Below are 17740 nucleotides of genomic sequence, written 5' to 3'. Positions count from 1 at the left end.
TCAGGGGGCAAAATGAACTGTGCGCCTCGTAACCGATGAATGCGGCTGAACAATGAATTCGGCCGTCAGGGAGTTTCTTGCATGTTCCAGGGTTCCATGCCCGCGCTCGTCACACCTTTCGCCGAAGACGGCAGTGTCGACGAAGCTGCATTTGCCGCTCATGTGGAATGGCAGATCGCTGAAGGCTCGTCCGGTCTCGTACCGGTGGGCACAACAGGCGAATCGCCAACTTTGTCCCATGCCGAGCACAAACGGGTGGTGGAACTGTGCATCGAAATTGCCAAAAAACGCGTGCCGGTGATCGCCGGTGCGGGATCCAACAATACACGCGAAGCGATTGAGCTTGCTCAGCATGCCGAAAAGGCGGGTGCCGATGCACTGCTGGTGGTTACGCCCTATTACAACAAGCCTACGCAAAAGGGCCTGATTGCGCATTTCTCGGCCATCGCCGATGCCGTTTCGCTGCCGATCATCATCTACAATATTCCCCCGCGCTCCGTCATCGACATGTCACCGGAGACAATGGGCGCGCTCGCCAAGGCGCATAAGAATATTGTCGGTGTGAAGGATGCGACCGGCAAGATCGAGCGCGTGTCCGAACAGCGCATCACCTGCGGCGAGGACTTCGTCCAGCTGTCCGGCGAAGATGCAACCGCGCTTGGCTTCAATGCCCATGGCGGCGTTGGCTGCATTTCCGTGACCGCCAATGCTGCTCCGCGTCTCTGTGCCGAATTCCAGGCGGCGACGGCCGCCGGCGATTTCAAAAAGGCGCTCGACTATCAGGATCGCCTGATGCCGCTGCACAAGGCAATCTTCCTCGAGCCGGGTGTCTGTGGCGTCAAATATGCGCTGTCAAAGCTTGGCCGCATGAAGTTCACCGTGCGCTCGCCGCTGGTGCCGTCGGTCGAACCGTCGACGGCATTGGCCATCGATGCCGCGCTGAAGAATGCCGGACTTCTGAACTGAGTGTATAATGAGAGGGCGGGCACAGCCTTGGCTCTGTCCGCCTTTTCTTTGCCGCTGATCGACACTACATAGAAACAATCATGAGCCCCGGCGCGTTTGCAACAGGGCGAAAATAGACATTCCGGGAGAATGGATCGGTATCATGGCACCCAAGGGCAGCCAGCGTGTGGTCAAAAAGATCGTTGCGGAAAACCGCAAGGCACGCTTCAACTATGAGATCATGGACACCTACGAGGCCGGCCTGGTGCTGACTGGCACCGAGGTCAAAGCCTTGCGCGAGGGAAGGGCCAATATCGCCGAATCCTATGCCTCGGACGAAGGCGACGAGATCTGGCTGATCAATTCTCATCTTCCGGAATATCTCCAGGCCAACCGCTTCAACCACGAACCGCGCCGTCGCCGCAAACTGCTGCTGTCCAAGCGCGAGATCGGCCGCATGCGGGTGGGGATCAATCGCGAAGGCATGACACTGGTGCCGTTGAAGATCTATTTCAACGAACGCGGCAGGGCCAAGCTTGAACTGGCGCTTGCCAAGGGCAAGAAGCTGCACGACAAGCGCGAGACCGCCAAGGAACGCGACTGGAACAGGCAGAAGTCCCGTATTCTGAAGAATTCGGGTTGAACCCATCTCCTGATATTGCCGGCATATCCACTGAATTGAATATGCCGGTCGCTCGCAGGTCTTTGTTAAAGGCCGCTTCGCCCCATCAGCAATAAGAGCGATGCCCGTTCGGAAGACGCCGCATTGCGCCGCGCGCGCAACAAAGCGTGCGAACACGCGTTGATGCCATCCCCTGACAGTCCGATATCGCGCAATTGCCGCTCGTCGACATCGACGAGACGATTCACTCGATATCCTCGGTTCATGACGCGATAGAGCCAGACCAATACGCGCACTGGAGAACGGATGCAGCTGCGCAGTGTCCGAGCGGCAGAGGCAAGCGGGCCGGTGATGTCTTGGTCTATCGAGCTCATGGTCCTGTTCCTTTCAAAAATCAGGCGCAAAGAGGGGTAGCCCGCCTCTCGGTTGAGCAGCAGGGCAAAGGTCTGGGTTGGAGGTTCGACGGAGAGCCGGAAAATAATCGTCGGCTCAGGATGCGGCGCGAAAATGCCGCCACTGCGTCAATCGGTCCAGCGAATGTTTGGAATGTCTCGCATCACGGATGATGATGTTTTGCGGGAAAGCAGTGCGTTTTTACGTGCCTATGCCGTGATTCGAGAGGGCTAAGCCGCCCCGTAAACCGATGCCGCAGCGTCCTTGATGGCGGCCATGGCCTTTCGGTAGGGACGGGGACCATGGCTGATCCTTGCAACGCCAAGTCTGGCGAGCGTCTCGGTCGACGCTGCCGTGCTCATCGCCGTGATGTTCACGGGAAGGGCGATTGCACCGCAGATTTCGGCGATCAGGTTTTCTGTAGCCAGTCCGGGAACGAAGAACCCGTCAGCGCCAGCCTCCGTATAGGCAAGCCCCCGCGCAATCGCATCCGGCATCAGATCCGGGTGGCGCTCAGCATTAGTTTCGGCCAGAAAATAGTCGTTGCGCGCGTTGATAAAGAGCGGGACCCCTTCAGCGAGCGCCATGGCGCGGATCGCCTTGATGCAGGCGACCTGTCGCTCGACACTGTGCATCCTGCTTTCATTGTCAAAGCTGTCCTCGAAATTGATTCCGACGGCACCGGCTTTGATGATTCTGAGAACATTGGCAGCCACCGCCTCGGCATCGAGCGCATATCCGCTTTCGAAATCCACCGTGAGCGGCAGATCGACTGTCGCCGTTATGCGCGCCGTGACCGTTTCAACCAGATCGAGTGGAATGCTCTCCCCATCGGCATAGCCATGGGCTGCGGCAACAGACCAGCTCCCGGTGGCAAGGGCCGGCGCTCCTGCCTCTGCAACGGCCTTTGCCGATCCGGCATCCCATATATTGTAGAGCACGAGCGGATTTCCCTTCACGTGAAGGGCGGCGAATGTCTTTGCTTTGTCAGCGCTCAAGGTCAGTTCCAATCTCTTTCAGTTCGCAATAGATGCTTTAAATTGACCTGTGTGTCCGGGCGATCATGCGTTTTTCGTGCTCCAGAAGCCATCTCTTGCGCCACAGGCCGCCACCATAGCCTGTCAGAGAACCGTCGGCGCCCAGCACCCGGTGGCAGGGGATGACGATGGCGATCTGGTTGGCACCGTTGGCGCGGGCAACGGCACGCACGGCGCTATCGCGACCGATTGCCTTTGCCTGGTCGGAATAGCTGCGCTGGGTACCCGGCGGGATCCGCCGCAATTCTTCCCAGACCTGCCGCTCGAATGGCGTGCCATGGCCACCGATCCGCGTCTCGAAACCATCGTCATGGCCATCGAAATAACGGTTCAATTCGCGCCTTATCTGCTCTGTGATCCCGGTGCACCCCATCACGATACCGCAGCTGCTGTTTTTCTGCAGTCGGCGAATTTCGGTTGGCAGGGCAGGGCGGTCGATGAATTCCAAAAGATGTAAAGCGTGGTCGCAAACAATCGCCATCAATGGGCCAATCGGTGTCTCGATCCAGTCGGCTTTCAGGAGCGGCTTGCCCTTCATCCGCGCAGGGGCATCGCCAAAGAGCTGGGTGATGGCGGATCGAAAGCCGCTACCGGAATCATATCCGGCGTCGAGCTGGGCATCGATCACATCGGCACCAATGGTCAGGCTCTCGGCGGCCTTGCCCACACGGCGAAGCCGGGCAATTTCCAGAAAGCTCATGCCGAATTGCCGTTTGAAGGCGCGCCGCACCGTGGTGCGATCCAGCCCCATAGCCTCGATATCGGCCTCGCACCAGCGTCGCTGCGGCTCGGCATCAAGCGCAGACAGCAGGCGCGAGACAATGGGATCGTGACCCTTGAGTCTGAGCATCGGAGTGCAGCGCTTGCACGGACGGAACCCTTTTTCCAGGCAGACGCCGACGGTCTCCTCAAAGATACAGTTTTCGCGCTTTGGCTTGCGGGCGGGGCAGGTGAAACGGCAGAAGATGCCGGTGGACGAGACACAGACATAGGCGAAGCCGTCATAGGCGGCATCGCGCTGGATCAGCGCGTCATAATAGGTGTCATCTGTGGGGCGAGTAAGCAGCATGGCGTGACTTTAGCCGATTTCACCGACCATGCCGCCGAAAAAGAGGCGTTGATTTTTAAAGCCGCTACATCGCGCGAAAGAACGTGTGGCCTGATTGCAGCCAGCCTCGCGGCCGGCATTTCAACATCAATCCTCGAATTCTTCCTCTTCTTCTTCCACCGCAGCCGGTGCCGGACGTTGCATGCGTTCGCCCGGATCGCGTCCAACTTCCGCTTTCAACGAAATAAGATCGATAAAGTGATCGGCCTGGCGGCGCAGGTCGTCTGCAATCATGGGTGGTTGCGTGGCCATGGTGGAGACCACAGTCACCTTGCGTCCGCGGCGCTGAAGCGCTTCGACCAGCGTGGTGAAATCGCCATCGCCGGAGAAAATCACCAGATGGTCGATCGTCTCTGCCTGTTCCATGGCATCGACGGCAAGCTCGATATCCATATTGCCCTTGACCTTGCGTCGGCCCATGGCATCGGTAAATTCCTTCGCGGGCTTGGTCACGACCTTGTAGCCGTTATAATCGAGCCAGTCGATCAGCGGGCGGATGGAGGAATATTCCTGATCCTCGATCAACGCTGTGTAGTAATAGGCCCTGAGCAGATAGCCGCGCTTCTGAAATGCCTTCAGCAATTTGCGATAATCGATATCGAAGCCGAGGCTTTTCGAGGCGGCGTAGAGATTGGCACCGTCGATGAAAAGACCGATTTTTTCGCGTGGGTCAAACATTCCCAAAATTCCTCGTCATACAAAACGTCACGATTGACAAAAGCGGGCCAAAAACAATTCACTGCTATGATGGTAATGATTAACTCACGTAAATTATGAATTAATCATATAAGGAATTTCTTTAGAGCAAGAAACGTCGCATTCCAAGCACGCATAGGTTGAGTTTAACTTTATATATATTAAATGTGTCATGGATAGCGCTTCTCAAGGCCGATCTGAGGAAAAACTTGAATTTGTCGTCCATTGATTGTATCGCGTCACCCAATCCCATGAGAACTCGGTTACAAAAGGACAGGCCATGGCCCGTGTCACAGTTGAAGACTGCATCGACAAAGTAGACAATCGTTTCGAGCTGGTGCTGCTCGCCAGCCACCGTGCGCGCCAGATTTCGCAGGGCGAAGCAATCACCATTGACCGCGACAAGGACAAGAACCCTGTTGTAGCCCTACGTGAGATCGCTGATGAGACCCTGTCGCCAGGCGACCTGAAGGAAGACCTGATCCATTCGCTGCAAAAGCACGTCGAAGTCGACGAGCCGGAACAGGATATGGGCTCGTCTGCCGCGTCCAATTCGGATGTGGTCAAGGCCGATCAGGACGACGACATGCCGGAAACGGTTTCCTTCGACCAGATGTCGGAAGAAGACCTGCTGGCCGGCATCGAAGGCCTCGTGCCACCGGAAAAGAGCGACGATTACTAATCGTCAAGATTTATTGCCCTAATCTGGGCATATCTGATGCTATTGTTGTGCGCCAATCTCAGAGATTGGCGCGCTTTTCGTTTTTAGGAGTGGCTTTGCATGATGCGGCAATACGAACTCGTCGAGCGAGTTCAACAATATAAGCCCGATGCTAACGAAGCTCTCCTGAACAAGGCATATGTATATGCCATGCAAAAGCATGGCCAGCAGAAGCGCGCCAGCGGCGACCCCTATATCTCCCATCCACTCGAAGTTGCCGCCATTCTGACCGACATGCATCTCGATGAATCGACGATCGCGGTCGCCCTCCTGCACGACACCATCGAAGACACCAGCGCCACTCGTCAGGAAATCGACGAACTGTTCGGTGAGGATATCGGTCGCCTTGTCGAGGGACTGACCAAGATCAAGAAACTCGATCTCGTGTCGAAGAAGGCCAAGCAGGCCGAAAACCTGCGCAAACTGCTTCTGGCGATCTCCGATGATGTCCGCGTCCTTCTGGTCAAGCTGGCTGACCGCCTGCACAATATGCGAACGCTCGAGCATATGCGCGACGACAAGCGCGCCCGTATTTCCGAAGAGACGATGGAAATCTATGCGCCGCTGGCCGGACGCATGGGTATGCAGGATATGCGCGACGAGCTGGAGGAATTGTCCTTCCGCTATATCAATGCCGAAGCCTATGAGACCGTCACCCACAGGCTGGAGGAGTTGTCGCAACGCAATGAAGGCCTGATCAAGAAGATCGAGGACGAGCTGGAAGAACTCCTGATCGCCAACGGTCTGCAGAATGCCCATGTGAAGGGCCGGCAGAAAAAGCCCTATTCGGTCTTCCGCAAGATGCAGTCGAAATCGCTTTCCTTCGAACAACTGTCCGATGTCTACGGTTTTCGCATCATCGTCGACGACGTGCCCGGTTGCTACCGGGCGCTCGGTATCGTCCATACTCGCTGGCGCGTGGTGCCGGGCCGGTTCAAGGATTACATATCGACGCCCAAACAGAACGACTACCGCTCCATTCACACCACCATCGTCGGTCCGTCGCGGCAGCGTATCGAGCTGCAGATCCGAACGCAGCGGATGCACGACATTGCCGAATACGGTATCGCGGCCCATTCTCTCTACAAGGATGGCGAGGGCGGCGAGGGCGAACTGCTGTCGAAGGAAAGCAATGCCTATTCCTGGCTTCGCCACACCATCGAGCAATTGTCCGATGGCGACAATCCGGAAGAGTTTCTGGAACACACCAAGCTGGAGCTGTTTCAGGACCAGGTGTTTTGTTTCACGCCCAAGGGCAAGCTGATCGCGCTGCCGCGCGGTGCGACCCCGATCGACTTCGCCTATGCCGTCCACACCAATATCGGCGACACCACCGTCGGCGCCAAGATCAACGGGTCGATCATGCCGTTGGTGACACGGCTGTCCAATGGCGACGAGGTGGAGATCATCCGCTCGGGCGTGCAGGTCCCGCCGGCTGCCTGGGAGGAAATTGTCGTTACCGGCAAGGCACGCTCGGCCATCCGTCGCGCCACCCGCATGGCGATCCGCAAGCAATATGCCGGCCTCGGTCACCGCATTCTGGAGCGCACCTTCGAGCGTGCCGGCAAGATCTTTTCCCGCGATGCCCTGAAGCCTGTGCTGCACAGGCTCGGCCAGCGCGATGTGGAAGACGCCATCGCCTCGGTCGGGCGTGGCGAAACCTCCTCGCTGGATGTGCTGCGCGCCGTTTATCCCGATTATCAGGACGAGCGCGTCACGGTGAAGCCGGCCAATGACGAGGGCTGGTTCCACGTGCCAAGCGCAACGGGCATGATGTTCAAAATGCCGGAGCGTTCCAAGGAGGGCGAGGGCGCAGACCTCGAGCTGGCGCCGCTGCCGATCCGTGGCTTGTCCGGTCCGGTCGAAGTTCGCTTCTCACCCTCGGGTGCCGTGCCGGGCGACCGCATTGTCGGTATCGTCGAAGATCAAAAAGCCATCACCATCTATCCCATCCAGGCGGGCATCCTGGAGAAGTACTACGATGAGCCCGATCGCTGGATCGATGTGCGATGGGACCTCGATGAGGCCAATCGCTCGCGCTTTTATGCCCGCATCCTGCTGAATGCGATCAACGAGCCTGGAACGCTTGCCACCGTCGCCCAGACCATCGCCGGCCTCGATATCAATATCCGAACCCTGACAATGGTCAGGGTCGCTGCCGATTTCACCGAAATGGCCATCGATATCGAAGTCTGGGACCTGCGCCAGCTCAACCAGCTGCTTGCGCAGATGAAAGATCTGGATTGCATCTCTACCATCAAGCGCCTCTACGACTGACCTGCAAGGTGGCAGCGCAGGAGCTATGCTGAACCTGCAATGCGAAAATACGCGATTTCACTGTGTCGCCTTTTGTGTCGGTAAGGGCGCTGCGTGCAATTTTGCGGGAAGGCAGTGTTTCTGGCGAATTTGCTACTTTTGAGAGCGGCGAAATGGCGATACGCCTAATTCGATTGCGTCACTTGCACAAAGATTGGTCGTTTTTTCGGCGTCGTTATGCGCTTGACGCATGGCAGCGTGACCAAGTCGGATATAGTCATTTGTGCGTTGCACCATTATATTGGTGATCAGACAAGACACGGACATCCTGAAAGGAAGAAACCATGTTTGGACCGATCCGCAAATTCGCACGTGCATTCCGCATCCCAAGCGTCGATGAACTGGAAACCCAGTATCTCAACAACTCCTTCGACCGCGTTGACCTTGAGCATCGTCAGCGTCAGGTTGATCGCGGCATGTTCCGCCGCCACAATTTCTGATCTCGCAAAAGCTTGATCGATCGGCCGGGAAATAATTCCCGGCAGCCGGATGCAAGCGGCCATGAGGCCTTGTCATTGCCGCTTTTGTTCCACTACATGTGACCCATGCTTTTTCGCCGACGCAAGCCTGCCGGATTGTTTGAAAAACTGCGTGGGTTGTTTTGGCCACGCAAGGGATTCGCGCGACCATTTCATTATATCGTCAAGCGCATCTTGAGATTGACAGCCTCTCCCCATGCCATTGCTGCCGGTGTTGCAGCGGGTGTGGCGTCTTCCTGGAGCCCCTTCGTCGGCTTCCATTTCCTCATCGCTTTCGCCATCGCTTATCTCATCGCCGGCAATATGATTGCTGCTGCGATTGGAACAGGCTTTGGAAATCCTCTGACATTTCCATTTCTCTGGGCCACCACCTGGGAGATTGGCAACCGCATGCTCGGTATCCCTCATGGGGACCCCCATCGCCATATCAATCTCTGGCATCTGTTTGAGCGTGCCGAGCTTTCGCAGCTCTGGGGGCCTATCATCAAGCCCATGGTCGTTGGCTGCATACCGCCGGCTCTGATCAGCGGCATCGTTGTCTACAGTTTCACCTATTTCGCCGTGCGCGGCTTCCAGGCACGCCGCAAGGCACGGCTGGCTGAACGTGCGAAAAAACGTTTCAACGCGGCCATCGACGGCATCGCCAGCGTATAGGACCCCCATCATGATCATTGGTATCGGCAGCGATCTGATCGACATCACCCGTATCGAGAAATCGATCGAACGGTTCGGAGATCGCTTCGTCAATCGTTGTTTCACCGATGTGGAGCGCCACAAATCCGATCGCCGCAAGAACCGTGCTGCCTCATATGCAAAGCGGTTTGCGGCTAAGGAAGCCTGTTCGAAAGCGCTCGGCACCGGCCTTGCCAACGGCGTGTTCTGGAAAGACATGGGCGTGGTCAATCTTCCCGGCGGCAAGCCGACCATGTCCCTCACCGGCGGCGCTGGCGAGCGCCTGGCTGAACTGATGCCGGCAGGCCACGAACCTTACATCCATTTGACCATCACCGATGAACACCCCTATGCGCAGGCCTTCGTGATTATCGAGGCAAGACCGGTTGCCGGTTGAGCCTGCAGGCGTTAGATGCTTTTCGCCGGTCTCTACCGTTGCCGCGAGAGCGGTTAGCGACTAGACAGGGCTGAATTACCAGAAAAAGGAAGACGACGCGTGGCCGAAAGAGCTGAGAAGTCACAGAACGCCCTGTGGGAAAACATAAAGGTCATCATCCAGGCCCTGCTGCTGGCAATGATCATCCGAACGGTGCTGTTCCAGCCCTTCACCATTCCGTCCGGCTCCATGATGCCGACGCTGCTGGTGGGTGACTACATCTTCGTCAACAAATTCTCCTACGGCTATTCCAAGTACTCGCTGCCATTCTCGCCTGACCTGTTTTCTGGCCGTATTCTTGCAAGCGAGCCCACACGCGGTGACGTCGTGGTGTTCCGCTTCCCGCCAAATCCCGAGATCGATTACATCAAGCGTCTCGTCGGCCTGCCGGGTGACCACATCCAGGTCATCGACGGCGTTCTCTACATCAACAAGAAGGCTGTTCCGCGCGAGCCCGACGGTTCCTTCACCTCGGACTATCGTCTGGATCCAGGCGAAGATGTTCCGGTCTATCGCGAGACCATGGACAACGGCAAAACCTATGACACGCTCGATCAGGTCCAGTTTTCCCGCGGTGACAACACCCGTGAATTCATCGTGCCTGAAGGCCATTATTTCATGATGGGCGACAACCGCGACAATTCGCTCGACAGCCGTTTTGATGTCGGATTCGTGCCGGCGGAAAATCTGGTCGGCCGCGCCTCGATCATCTTCTTCTCGCTTGGCAATGACACGTCGTTCCGTGAAATCTGGAACTGGCCTGCCAATATGCGCTGGGACCGTCTGTTCAAGGTTGTTGAATGACAAAGGCGAACGCTCAGGCCGAACTGCGTGCCAAGGTCGAGGCAGCGATTGGCCATGAATTCGCCGACAAGACGCGACTGGACCGCGCGCTCACCCATTCGAGCGCGCGCCGTCAAAAGGGCAGCGACTACGAGCGGCTCGAGTTCCTGGGGGACCGGGTTCTCGGCCTTTGCGTGTCCGAACTGTTGTTCCGGACCTTTCTGACGGCGACAGAGGGCGAGCTTTCGGTGCGCTTCAACCAGCTGGTGAGCGCCGAGACCTGTGCCCAGATTGCCGACGAACTGGAGCTTCATCGCTTTATCCGCACAGGCTCGGACGTGAAAAAGCTGACCGGCAAGAATATGCTGAATGTGCGCGCCGACGTGGTCGAGAGCCTGATTGCCGCCATCTACCTGGACGCCGGTCTCGAGGCCGCCCGCGCATTTATCCTTCGCTTCTGGAGCAGCCGGGCCACAAAGGCCGATGCGGCCCGGCGCGACGCAAAGACCGAATTGCAGGAATGGGCACATGCCCATTATGCGGTAACCCCGAACTACAGGGTTGATGATCGCTCCGGACCGGATCATGATCCCCGTTTTACGGTTACTGTCGAAATTCCGGGTGTTGCACCCGAAACGGGCGTAGAACGCTCCAAGCGCGCAGCAGAGCAGGTTGCTGCAACGCGCCTGCTGGAGCGCGAAGGCGTCTGGCAACCGTCAGGCGAAGATTGATTGGACGATATGACAGAATTTGAAGAACATTCCGCCGCTGAAGGGTCAGCCGACGGCGAGGCCCCGACCCGCTCGGGTTTCATTGCCTTGATCGGCGCGACCAATGCCGGCAAGTCCACCCTGGTCAATCGCCTGGTCGGCGCCAAGGTGTCGATTGTCAGCCACAAGGTGCAGACGACCCGCGCCGTCATGCGTGGCATCGCCATCCATAACCGCACCCAGATCGTATTCATGGATACCCCCGGCATCTTCAAGCCAAGGCGCAGGCTCGACCGTGCCATGGTGACCTCAGCCTGGGGTGGCGCCAAGGATGCCGATGTCATCCTTCTGTTGATCGATAGCGAGCGCGGTTTGCGCGGCGACGCCGAGTCGATCCTGGAAGCGCTGAAAGATGTGCATCAGCCGAAGATCCTTGCGCTCAACAAGATCGATCGGGTGAAGCCGGAAGATCTGTTGAAGCTGACGCAGGCGGTCAACGAGATCGTGCCCTTTGAGCGCACTTTCATGATCTCGGCCACCACCGGTTCCGGTTGCGACGATCTGATGGATTTCATGGCGGCCCGTCTTCCGGAAGGTCCCTGGTATTATCCGGAAGACCAGATTTCGGATCTGCCAATCCGCCAGCTGGCTGCTGAAATCACCCGCGAAAAACTGTTTCTGCGTCTCCATCAGGAGCTTCCCTACGCCTCTCACGTCGAAACGGAGAAGTGGGAAGAGCGTAAAGACGGATCGGTGCGCATCGAGCAGGTGATCTATGTCGAGCGCGACAGCCAGAAGAAGATCGTTCTGGGCAAGGGCGGCGATGCCATCAAGGCCATCTCCACCGCATCCCGCAAGGAGATGTCGGAGATCCTCGAACAGCCGGTACACCTGTTCCTGTTCGTGAAGGTTCGCGAAAACTGGGGCGATGACCCAGCCCGCTTCCGCGAGATGGGGCTGGAATTCCCCAAGGGCTGATTCCAATCAAGCCGGCAAACGGCGGGCCACGAATTTTGCGATTGGCCCGCCCAGCAGCAACACCAGCACAAACCGCACCGTCTGCAGCGCCATGACGAAGGATATGTCGACTGGTGTGGATGCGGCGATAATGGCAATGCTGTCGAGACCGCCGGGGCTGGTTGCCAGATAGGCGGTCATCGGATCTATGCCGAGACCCTTCCACAGAATGATCGCCAGCAAGCCACTGAAGGCGAGCAGCACGACGATGGACAGAGCAATCTGCGGCAGAGCGTTTGCGGCATGGCGCAAAATACGCCGGGTAAAGCCGAGCCCGATGCGCCAGCCGAGAACGCCATAGCCGGCGGCCAGCAACCAGATCGGCAGTTCGACCTCTATCAGGCCCAGACTCTTTAGAATCGTTAAGGCAATCATCGGCAGCAGCATCGTCCCGGCCGGTATCTTGAGTGCTGCGCCCAGGGCGCTGGCACTGATGGCGACGACGATCGTTTCGGTAAAGGCGATCCAGTCTACCGGTGGCCACCAGTCTATCGGCGCGCTTTGCTCTCCACTTGCGTGAAATATGAAGGCAGCCACCAGCGAGGCGGATGCAGCCACAGCGACGACACGCAGATATTGCATGAAGGCGACCAGCCGCGCATCCGCTCCATGGGCCTCGGCCATCAGAACCATCGCCGACGCACCACCGGCAGAGGTGCCCCAAACACCTGTGGTTCCCGGTAGAGCACCCGCGCGGGCCAGAAGATAACCGAACACGCTCGTGGCGCCGATCACGGACAACACCACGGCAATGAAGATGGGCCAGTCATCGAGGAAGGCTGGAATGACGCCCGGATCGAGAGAACGCGCGATGACGCAGCCGACCAGCGAGTGGGCGGCGATATAGGGAATGCGAGACACATTCAGTCGAGCGCCATTGGTCGCAAACAGGATTGCCGTCAGCATCGGCCCCATCAGCAGGGCTGCTGGAATGTGCCACCATTCCAACAGGCCCGTGATCGGGACGGTGACCAGCAGGAGCAGTCCCCATCTGACCTGGGCCGGAAGGTTGGTCAGGATACCGGGGTCGGCTACATGTTCCTTGGATAATGGCATCGGGGTCTCCATCTCCGCTATCGCCTGAGAGAATGTGGGCGCAGTGGTCCGTTGGCCGCTGCCGGCAAGGGTCGCGAGACATGTCCTGTCGCGCAAAAGGCGGTTGGCTGAGAGGGATGTTGACGCATCAAGGCGGCCTTATGGTGGGGCTCTGGAAAGGGCTGGACCCAATCTCGACAAGATAGTATGTGAGGTTGTCCTCACAAAAAGATATATGAGCATGGCCTCGCAAAAGTCAATATCCGAAACCGAAGTCAAAGCGAAGACGCCGCAGCGCAAGCGTGGGCGTGACCGAGTCGCCCAACTTCTGGAGGCGGGAGCAGCAGTCTTTGCGGAGCGCGGCTACGATGCCGCCACCATGACGGAGATCGCGGCGCGGGCAGGGGCCGCTATCGGTTCGCTCTATCAGTTCTTCCCCAACAAGGAACTTCTGGCCGACGCGCTGGTCGAACGCTACGGCGAGCACGTATTCGAGCGGCTCGACGAAATAGAGGCGCAAGTCACTGCGCTGACAGCAGACCAGTTGACGGATGTCCTGCTCTCGGTCTTCCGCAATCTCGCAGCCGAGCGCCAGCTTGCTCTGTCACTGCTCGATGCCCGCTGGACGGGACCATCTGTGCGGCCCGGCCACTTCCGCAGTCACATACGTGCCAGGATCGCCGGCATCCTCCGTCTATGGAACGGCGAGCTTGTGGAGACGGACGCTGCCATCCACGCAGCCGTCATCTTGCAAGCCATGAAGGCGGATGTGCAACTGACCGAGGAAGCGCCTTATCCGGCAAAGAACTCCGTTGTGCAGGCATGGCGGGGCATATTGCGTGACTATCTCGCCAAGGTGAAGCCCGACGCTGCGAACTGACGACATCGATCGGGACCGGAACCTCTGTCGATTTTTACTGTGTCCCGCCGCCCGCTGGTGTAGAAAACACCCATGCAGTGGAGCGACGAATCCATCCTTCTCGGTGTCAAGCGCCACGGCGAATCCAGTGTGATCGCCGAGATGATGACGCGCGCCCACGGTCGTCATCTGGGTCTCGTTCGCGGCGGGCGGTCCCGCACACTGCAACCGGCTCTTCAGCCGGGCAATCGGCTGGATGTGACATGGCGCGCGCGTCTGGATGAACATCTGGGTGAATATCGCATCGAGCCGGTCCGTTTGAGGGCGGGCGAGCTGATGGAAAGCGCGCTTGGCGTCTACGGCGTGCAGGCACTGGGCTCACTGCTGCGCCTTTTGCCGGAGCGCGACCCGCATCTGCACCTTTATGAAGCGCTGGATGTCATTCTGGACAATCTGGGAGAACCGGCCGCCGCCGGGGAACTGTTCATCCGGTTTGAACTCGCGGTGTTGAACGATCTGGGTTTCGGCCTTGACCTTGCACGATGCGCTGCGACCGGCACCGAACGCGATCTCGTCTATGTCTCGCCAAAGTCGGGACGGGCGGTCAGCCGTGACGCGGGCGCGAATTGGGCCGACAAGATGCTGCCACTGCCGCCATTTCTGCTGGCAGGTGCGGCAAAGTCTGCCAACCGGGACAGCCTGTCCGATGCCTTTCGACTGACTGGATATTTTTTGTCCAGACATGTCTACGAGCCGCGCGGGCTGGAACCCGGCACGGCGCGAGACGGTTTTCTTCAGGCGGCATTGAAGGTGTTGCCGCCGGCCATGTTGCCAGGGCCTGCACCGGTCTGACCGTTGCCGCTCGACGATGACATATGGGCGTGAATGGCCCGTCTGAGTTCTGTAATGCTCGAATAACTGCCGCCGTCCAGTTCGATGACTGGAAATTTGACCGCAATAAATTTCACCCGGTCTCCATCTGGAACGGTGATGCCGACAGGAACGCCGGCATATTCAACAACTTGTTTTTCCATAATGCTATTCCCCGCCTACGCGATCCGCGCGGGCATCCTTGTAACGAATGTCGATTTAATCAGTTCCGGTACGCCGTCACATTCGACAGAAATTTCGCATCGGGCTTTTTGTCGGCCGAAGCGATACAGGATGCCAGGAGTAAGCGGCATGATGGTACACAACACGCATTGCGCGAACCTCCTCTTTGGCGTGACCGCCTGCAGCGGTCGTTGGCAATTTTGACCGTCGGTTCACTCCGACTTGAGTAAAATAGGAATAGTGGAACGAGCGGTCAACGGTCGATACGAAATAAATAAAATCCTATTCCGTATCGTTATGTCATATTGCTGCCATGCAGCATAAAATTCTTCACAATTATGTTTATCTGGATTCGTGTTTGCATGCAACTTTATGCATGTACGGCTGCGTTTCGCTCCACCGCCCGTTCGGCAATAGGCCAGTGAACGATGGCGGCAAACACGCCTAGCGCGACTCCGAACCACCAGACAGAATCGTAGGAACCGAATTTGTCATAGAGATATCCGCCCATCCACACGCCGAGAAACGAGCCGATCTGGTGCGACAGGAACACCACGCCGCCCAGCATGCCGAGATGGCGTGTGCCGAACATGATTGCAACCAGTGCATTGGTGGGCGGCACGGTGGATAGCCACAACAGACCCATGACAATGGCAAAGACCACAACCGAAGTCGGCGTCTGGGGCAGCAGCAGGAATGCCGTGACGACGACCGAGCGCAGAATATAGATCAGCGACAGGAAGTGCGGCTTTGAATAGCGCTGGCCGATAAAACCGGCCCCCAGGGAACCGATGATGTTGAAAAAGCCGATCAGCGCCATGGCAATTACCGCATAGCGCGCATCGATGCCGATATCGCCAAGATAGGCAGGAAAATGCGCGGTGATGAAGGCCACCTGAAAACCGCAGACGAAGAAGCCGGAGGCCAGCAGGACATAGCTTTTGTGGCCCAGCGCTTCGCGAAGCGCCGCACCCGCCGTCTGCTCGAACTGCGCTTGGGATTGCGTGCCGGACTTGGAGTTACCTCTGAGAGGATAGGCGAGCAGCGGGACAACCAGCATGAAAATGCCGAGATGGACCAGGCTGTCGGACCAGCCGAAATTGGAAATCAGCGCCTGGCTGAGCGGGGCAAACAGGAACATGCCGGCAGAACCCGCCGCAGTGCCGATCCCGAAGGCAAGCGAGCGCTGTTCGGGCGCCACATTGCGCGCAAACGCCGAGAGAATGATGCCGAATGAGCCTGATGCGACCCCAAGCCCGACCAGCACGCCGCCACCGACATGCAGCCAGATCGGGGCGTCGGCCTGCGACATGATAATGAGGCCCGCCGCATAAATGAGGCCCGAAAGGGTCAGTACGCGGGCGGTGCCATATTTATCGGCGAGCGCGCCGAAAAATGGCTGCCCGAGTCCCCAGCAGAGATTCTGGATGGCCATGGCCAGACCGAATGTCGAGCGGTCCCAGCCGGTGTCGGCCAGCATCGGTAGCTGGAAAAAGCCCATGGCCGAACGCGGACCGAAAGTCAGCATGGCAATCAGCGAGCCACTGGCAATGATCAGCCAGGGCATAGGGCTGCGAATGATTTTTTCCATAAAGACGTCCCTCGTTCACCGCGATCATAGGTAGCACTGGAGGCGCCGCCAAACGTATTTTAATGAAGATCCCATCAAGGATGGTGATGCTTCATGTGTTCGCACTGCTTTGGGGGGGCGCTGCCTCTCGGGGAAAAATAGACAAGGCTTTCGGCAAACCGGATTTCGTGCCGAGTGATCAGTGCTGTGATGCGTCCTTTCGTGCCCACCGGCCAAGGGCAGTCACAGGATAAAACGCAGCGACGTTCGGGCAGAACTTATTGGAACAGTTGCAGGATAGCCTGCGAATTGCCGTTGGCGATAGACAGTGCCTGTATGCCAAGCTGCTGTTGGGTTTGCAGTGCCTTGAGCCGGGTCGATTCCTCGTTCATGTCGGCATCAACCAGCCGACCGACGCCGGTTTCGATCACATCGGACAAGTCTGCGGCGAAATCTGTCTGCGTCGAGATTCGCGTGCTGAGCGCACCATAGGTCGCTGCCACGTCGGTCGCATATTCCTGAACATAATCGAGCACCTGGATCATCTCGTCGAGATCGGTGTTGCTGGTCGACGAATCGAGCGACATCTCAGTGATGGACGGATAGCCAGAAACGAGGGGCGAGTCCGATTTGAACAGGACCCATCCGGTGGCCATGCCGTTTTCCAGAGCGAAATCCTGGCTGGTAAGGATGCCGAGATCGCCGACATGGCCGTCGAGGAAGTCGAACAATGCAAATGTCGACGACGGCACTGTCGTCTGAGTTTCGTCGTAGTAGTCGACCTTGATCGTGTCTATGGCGACGGTGCCGTCGGCCGCCCGCGTGAAGCCACCGACAAGATACTTGTCCTTCACCAGGTTTTCGTCATCTGCGGTCTCGAGATAGAGCCAGTTTTCCCCGTTGAAGCTCGAGGACTTCGAGATGCTCAGCAATTGATTTTTCATTTCGGTCACTTCCGACCAGATCTTGTCACGGTCGACGCCGGGTTCACGTGCCGCCACGAATTTCGCCTTGATTTCGCTCAGGACATCGATGGAAGCTTCCATCCCCATATAGGCCGTATCGACCTTGGCTGCGCCGAAGGCGAGCGCATCCTGAACGGCGGAAAGAGCCTTGTTGTCGGAGCGCATGGTGGTTGCAATCGACCAATAGGCGGCATTATCGTCTGCACCTTCGACACGGTAGCCACTGGAGACCCGTGACTGGGTCGTGTTCAATTGCGAATTGATAGAGCGCAAAGTGTCGAGCGCCGCAATGGCGGCGCCATTCGTTTGAATGCTGACCATGA

At 57.8% G+C, this 17740-nt stretch carries 20 protein-coding genes; 12 read left to right on the top strand and 8 right to left on the bottom strand.

Features of this window, described 5'->3' with window-relative positions; genetic code table 11:
* Positions 1 to 81: 81 nt before the first annotated feature.
* Both dapA and smpB read left to right on the top strand, forming a co-directional pair.
* On the top strand, positions 82 to 966 hold the full coding sequence (gene dapA / locus ACQQ2Q_RS01590) for a 4-hydroxy-tetrahydrodipicolinate synthase (protein WP_428185268.1): 885 nt from the start codon (positions 82 to 84) through the stop codon (positions 964 to 966).
* Between the two features lie 142 nt (positions 967 to 1108).
* Positions 1109 to 1588: an SsrA-binding protein SmpB gene (gene smpB, locus ACQQ2Q_RS01585; RefSeq protein WP_428185267.1), complete on the top strand. Its 480-nt coding sequence runs from the start codon at positions 1109 to 1111 to the stop codon at positions 1586 to 1588.
* 65 nt (positions 1589 to 1653) lie between these two features.
* On the opposite strand, the gene ACQQ2Q_RS01580 is transcribed toward smpB, so the two are convergent.
* The 4 genes from ACQQ2Q_RS01580 to ACQQ2Q_RS01565 form a co-directional block, all read right to left on the bottom strand.
* Positions 1654 to 1941 (bottom strand): hypothetical protein, encoded by a 288-nt coding sequence (locus ACQQ2Q_RS01580; protein ID WP_428185266.1) that lies wholly within the window; start codon positions 1939 to 1941, stop codon positions 1654 to 1656.
* Positions 1942 to 2190: 249 nt separating this feature from the next.
* Complete coding sequence (locus ACQQ2Q_RS01575) at positions 2191 to 2958, bottom strand: isocitrate lyase/PEP mutase family protein (protein ID WP_428185265.1); 768 nt, start codon at positions 2956 to 2958, stop codon at positions 2191 to 2193.
* A 37-nt stretch (positions 2959 to 2995) separates the two neighbouring features.
* Entirely contained in the window at positions 2996 to 4066 is a 1071-nt protein-coding gene (locus ACQQ2Q_RS01570; RefSeq protein WP_428185264.1) for a bifunctional transcriptional activator/DNA repair enzyme AdaA, read from the bottom strand.
* A 126-nt stretch (positions 4067 to 4192) separates the two neighbouring features.
* Complete coding sequence (locus tag ACQQ2Q_RS01565) at positions 4193 to 4783, bottom strand: NYN domain-containing protein (protein ID WP_428185263.1); 591 nt, start codon at positions 4781 to 4783, stop codon at positions 4193 to 4195.
* 298 nt (positions 4784 to 5081) lie between these two features.
* On the opposite strand from ACQQ2Q_RS01565, the gene rpoZ reads away from it, so the two are divergent.
* From rpoZ to era, 8 genes are all read left to right on the top strand, one after another.
* Positions 5082 to 5483, top strand: coding sequence for a DNA-directed RNA polymerase subunit omega (gene rpoZ, locus ACQQ2Q_RS01560; protein WP_428185262.1), 402 nt, complete (start codon positions 5082 to 5084; stop codon positions 5481 to 5483).
* Positions 5484 to 5582: 99 nt separating this feature from the next.
* Positions 5583 to 7799: a RelA/SpoT family protein gene (locus ACQQ2Q_RS01555; protein ID WP_428185261.1), complete on the top strand. Its 2217-nt coding sequence runs from the start codon at positions 5583 to 5585 to the stop codon at positions 7797 to 7799.
* A 323-nt stretch (positions 7800 to 8122) separates the two neighbouring features.
* Positions 8123 to 8278, top strand: a complete 156-nt coding sequence (locus ACQQ2Q_RS01550; RefSeq protein ID WP_428185260.1) for a DUF3563 domain-containing protein — start codon at positions 8123 to 8125, stop codon at positions 8276 to 8278.
* 105 nt (positions 8279 to 8383) lie between these two features.
* Entirely contained in the window at positions 8384 to 8971 is a 588-nt protein-coding gene (locus ACQQ2Q_RS01545) for a DUF2062 domain-containing protein (protein ID WP_428185259.1), read from the top strand.
* Positions 8972 to 8981: 10 nt separating this feature from the next.
* Positions 8982 to 9386, top strand: coding sequence for a holo-ACP synthase (gene acpS / locus ACQQ2Q_RS01540; protein WP_428185258.1), 405 nt, complete (start codon positions 8982 to 8984; stop codon positions 9384 to 9386).
* Positions 9387 to 9485: 99 nt separating this feature from the next.
* Positions 9486 to 10229 carry a signal peptidase I gene (gene lepB / locus ACQQ2Q_RS01535; protein WP_428185257.1) on the top strand — a complete coding sequence of 248 codons (744 nt, stop codon included), beginning with the start codon at positions 9486 to 9488 and terminating at the stop codon, positions 10227 to 10229.
* Complete coding sequence (rnc, locus tag ACQQ2Q_RS01530) at positions 10226 to 10939, top strand: ribonuclease III (protein WP_428185256.1); 714 nt, start codon at positions 10226 to 10228, stop codon at positions 10937 to 10939. The genes lepB and rnc overlap by 4 nt, the downstream gene beginning before the upstream one ends.
* A gap of 9 nt (positions 10940 to 10948) precedes the next feature.
* A complete protein-coding gene (gene era, locus ACQQ2Q_RS01525; RefSeq protein ID WP_428186457.1) occupies positions 10949 to 11896 on the top strand; it encodes a GTPase Era in 948 nt (315 codons plus the stop codon).
* A gap of 6 nt (positions 11897 to 11902) precedes the next feature.
* Here the strand turns inward: era and ACQQ2Q_RS01520 are convergent, their stop codons facing one another.
* Positions 11903 to 12991, bottom strand: a complete 1089-nt coding sequence (locus tag ACQQ2Q_RS01520; RefSeq protein ID WP_428185255.1) for an AbrB family transcriptional regulator — start codon at positions 12989 to 12991, stop codon at positions 11903 to 11905.
* 220 nt (positions 12992 to 13211) lie between these two features.
* Between ACQQ2Q_RS01520 and ACQQ2Q_RS01515 the strand changes: the two genes are divergently transcribed.
* Together ACQQ2Q_RS01515 and recO are read left to right on the top strand one after the other, a co-directional pair.
* Positions 13212 to 13850 (top strand): TetR/AcrR family transcriptional regulator, encoded by a 639-nt coding sequence (locus tag ACQQ2Q_RS01515; RefSeq protein WP_428185254.1) that lies wholly within the window; start codon positions 13212 to 13214, stop codon positions 13848 to 13850.
* A gap of 72 nt (positions 13851 to 13922) precedes the next feature.
* The gene (gene recO / locus ACQQ2Q_RS01510) at positions 13923 to 14681 is read left to right on the top strand and encodes a DNA repair protein RecO (protein WP_428185253.1); all 759 of its coding nucleotides are present in this window, start codon (positions 13923 to 13925) and stop codon (positions 14679 to 14681) included.
* On the opposite strand, the gene ACQQ2Q_RS01505 is transcribed toward recO, so the two are convergent.
* From ACQQ2Q_RS01505 to ACQQ2Q_RS01495, 3 genes are all read right to left on the bottom strand, one after another.
* Positions 14624 to 14863, bottom strand: coding sequence for a hypothetical protein (locus ACQQ2Q_RS01505; RefSeq protein ID WP_428185252.1), 240 nt, complete (start codon positions 14861 to 14863; stop codon positions 14624 to 14626). The genes recO and ACQQ2Q_RS01505 overlap by 58 nt on opposite strands.
* Positions 14864 to 15252: 389 nt before the next feature.
* A complete protein-coding gene (locus ACQQ2Q_RS01500; RefSeq protein ID WP_428185251.1) occupies positions 15253 to 16473 on the bottom strand; it encodes an MFS transporter in 1221 nt (406 codons plus the stop codon).
* A 257-nt stretch (positions 16474 to 16730) separates the two neighbouring features.
* Positions 16731 to 17738 (bottom strand): flagellin, encoded by a 1008-nt coding sequence (locus tag ACQQ2Q_RS01495; RefSeq protein WP_428185250.1) that lies wholly within the window; start codon positions 17736 to 17738, stop codon positions 16731 to 16733.
* Positions 17739 to 17740 lie beyond the last annotated feature (2 nt).

This window comes from Agrobacterium sp. ES01, assembly GCF_050320885.1.
Classification (GTDB): Bacteria; Pseudomonadota; Alphaproteobacteria; order Rhizobiales; family Rhizobiaceae; genus Allorhizobium.
The sequence above is the reverse complement of the archived record's forward strand: the minus strand, read 5'-3'. Positions and strand labels throughout refer to the sequence as shown.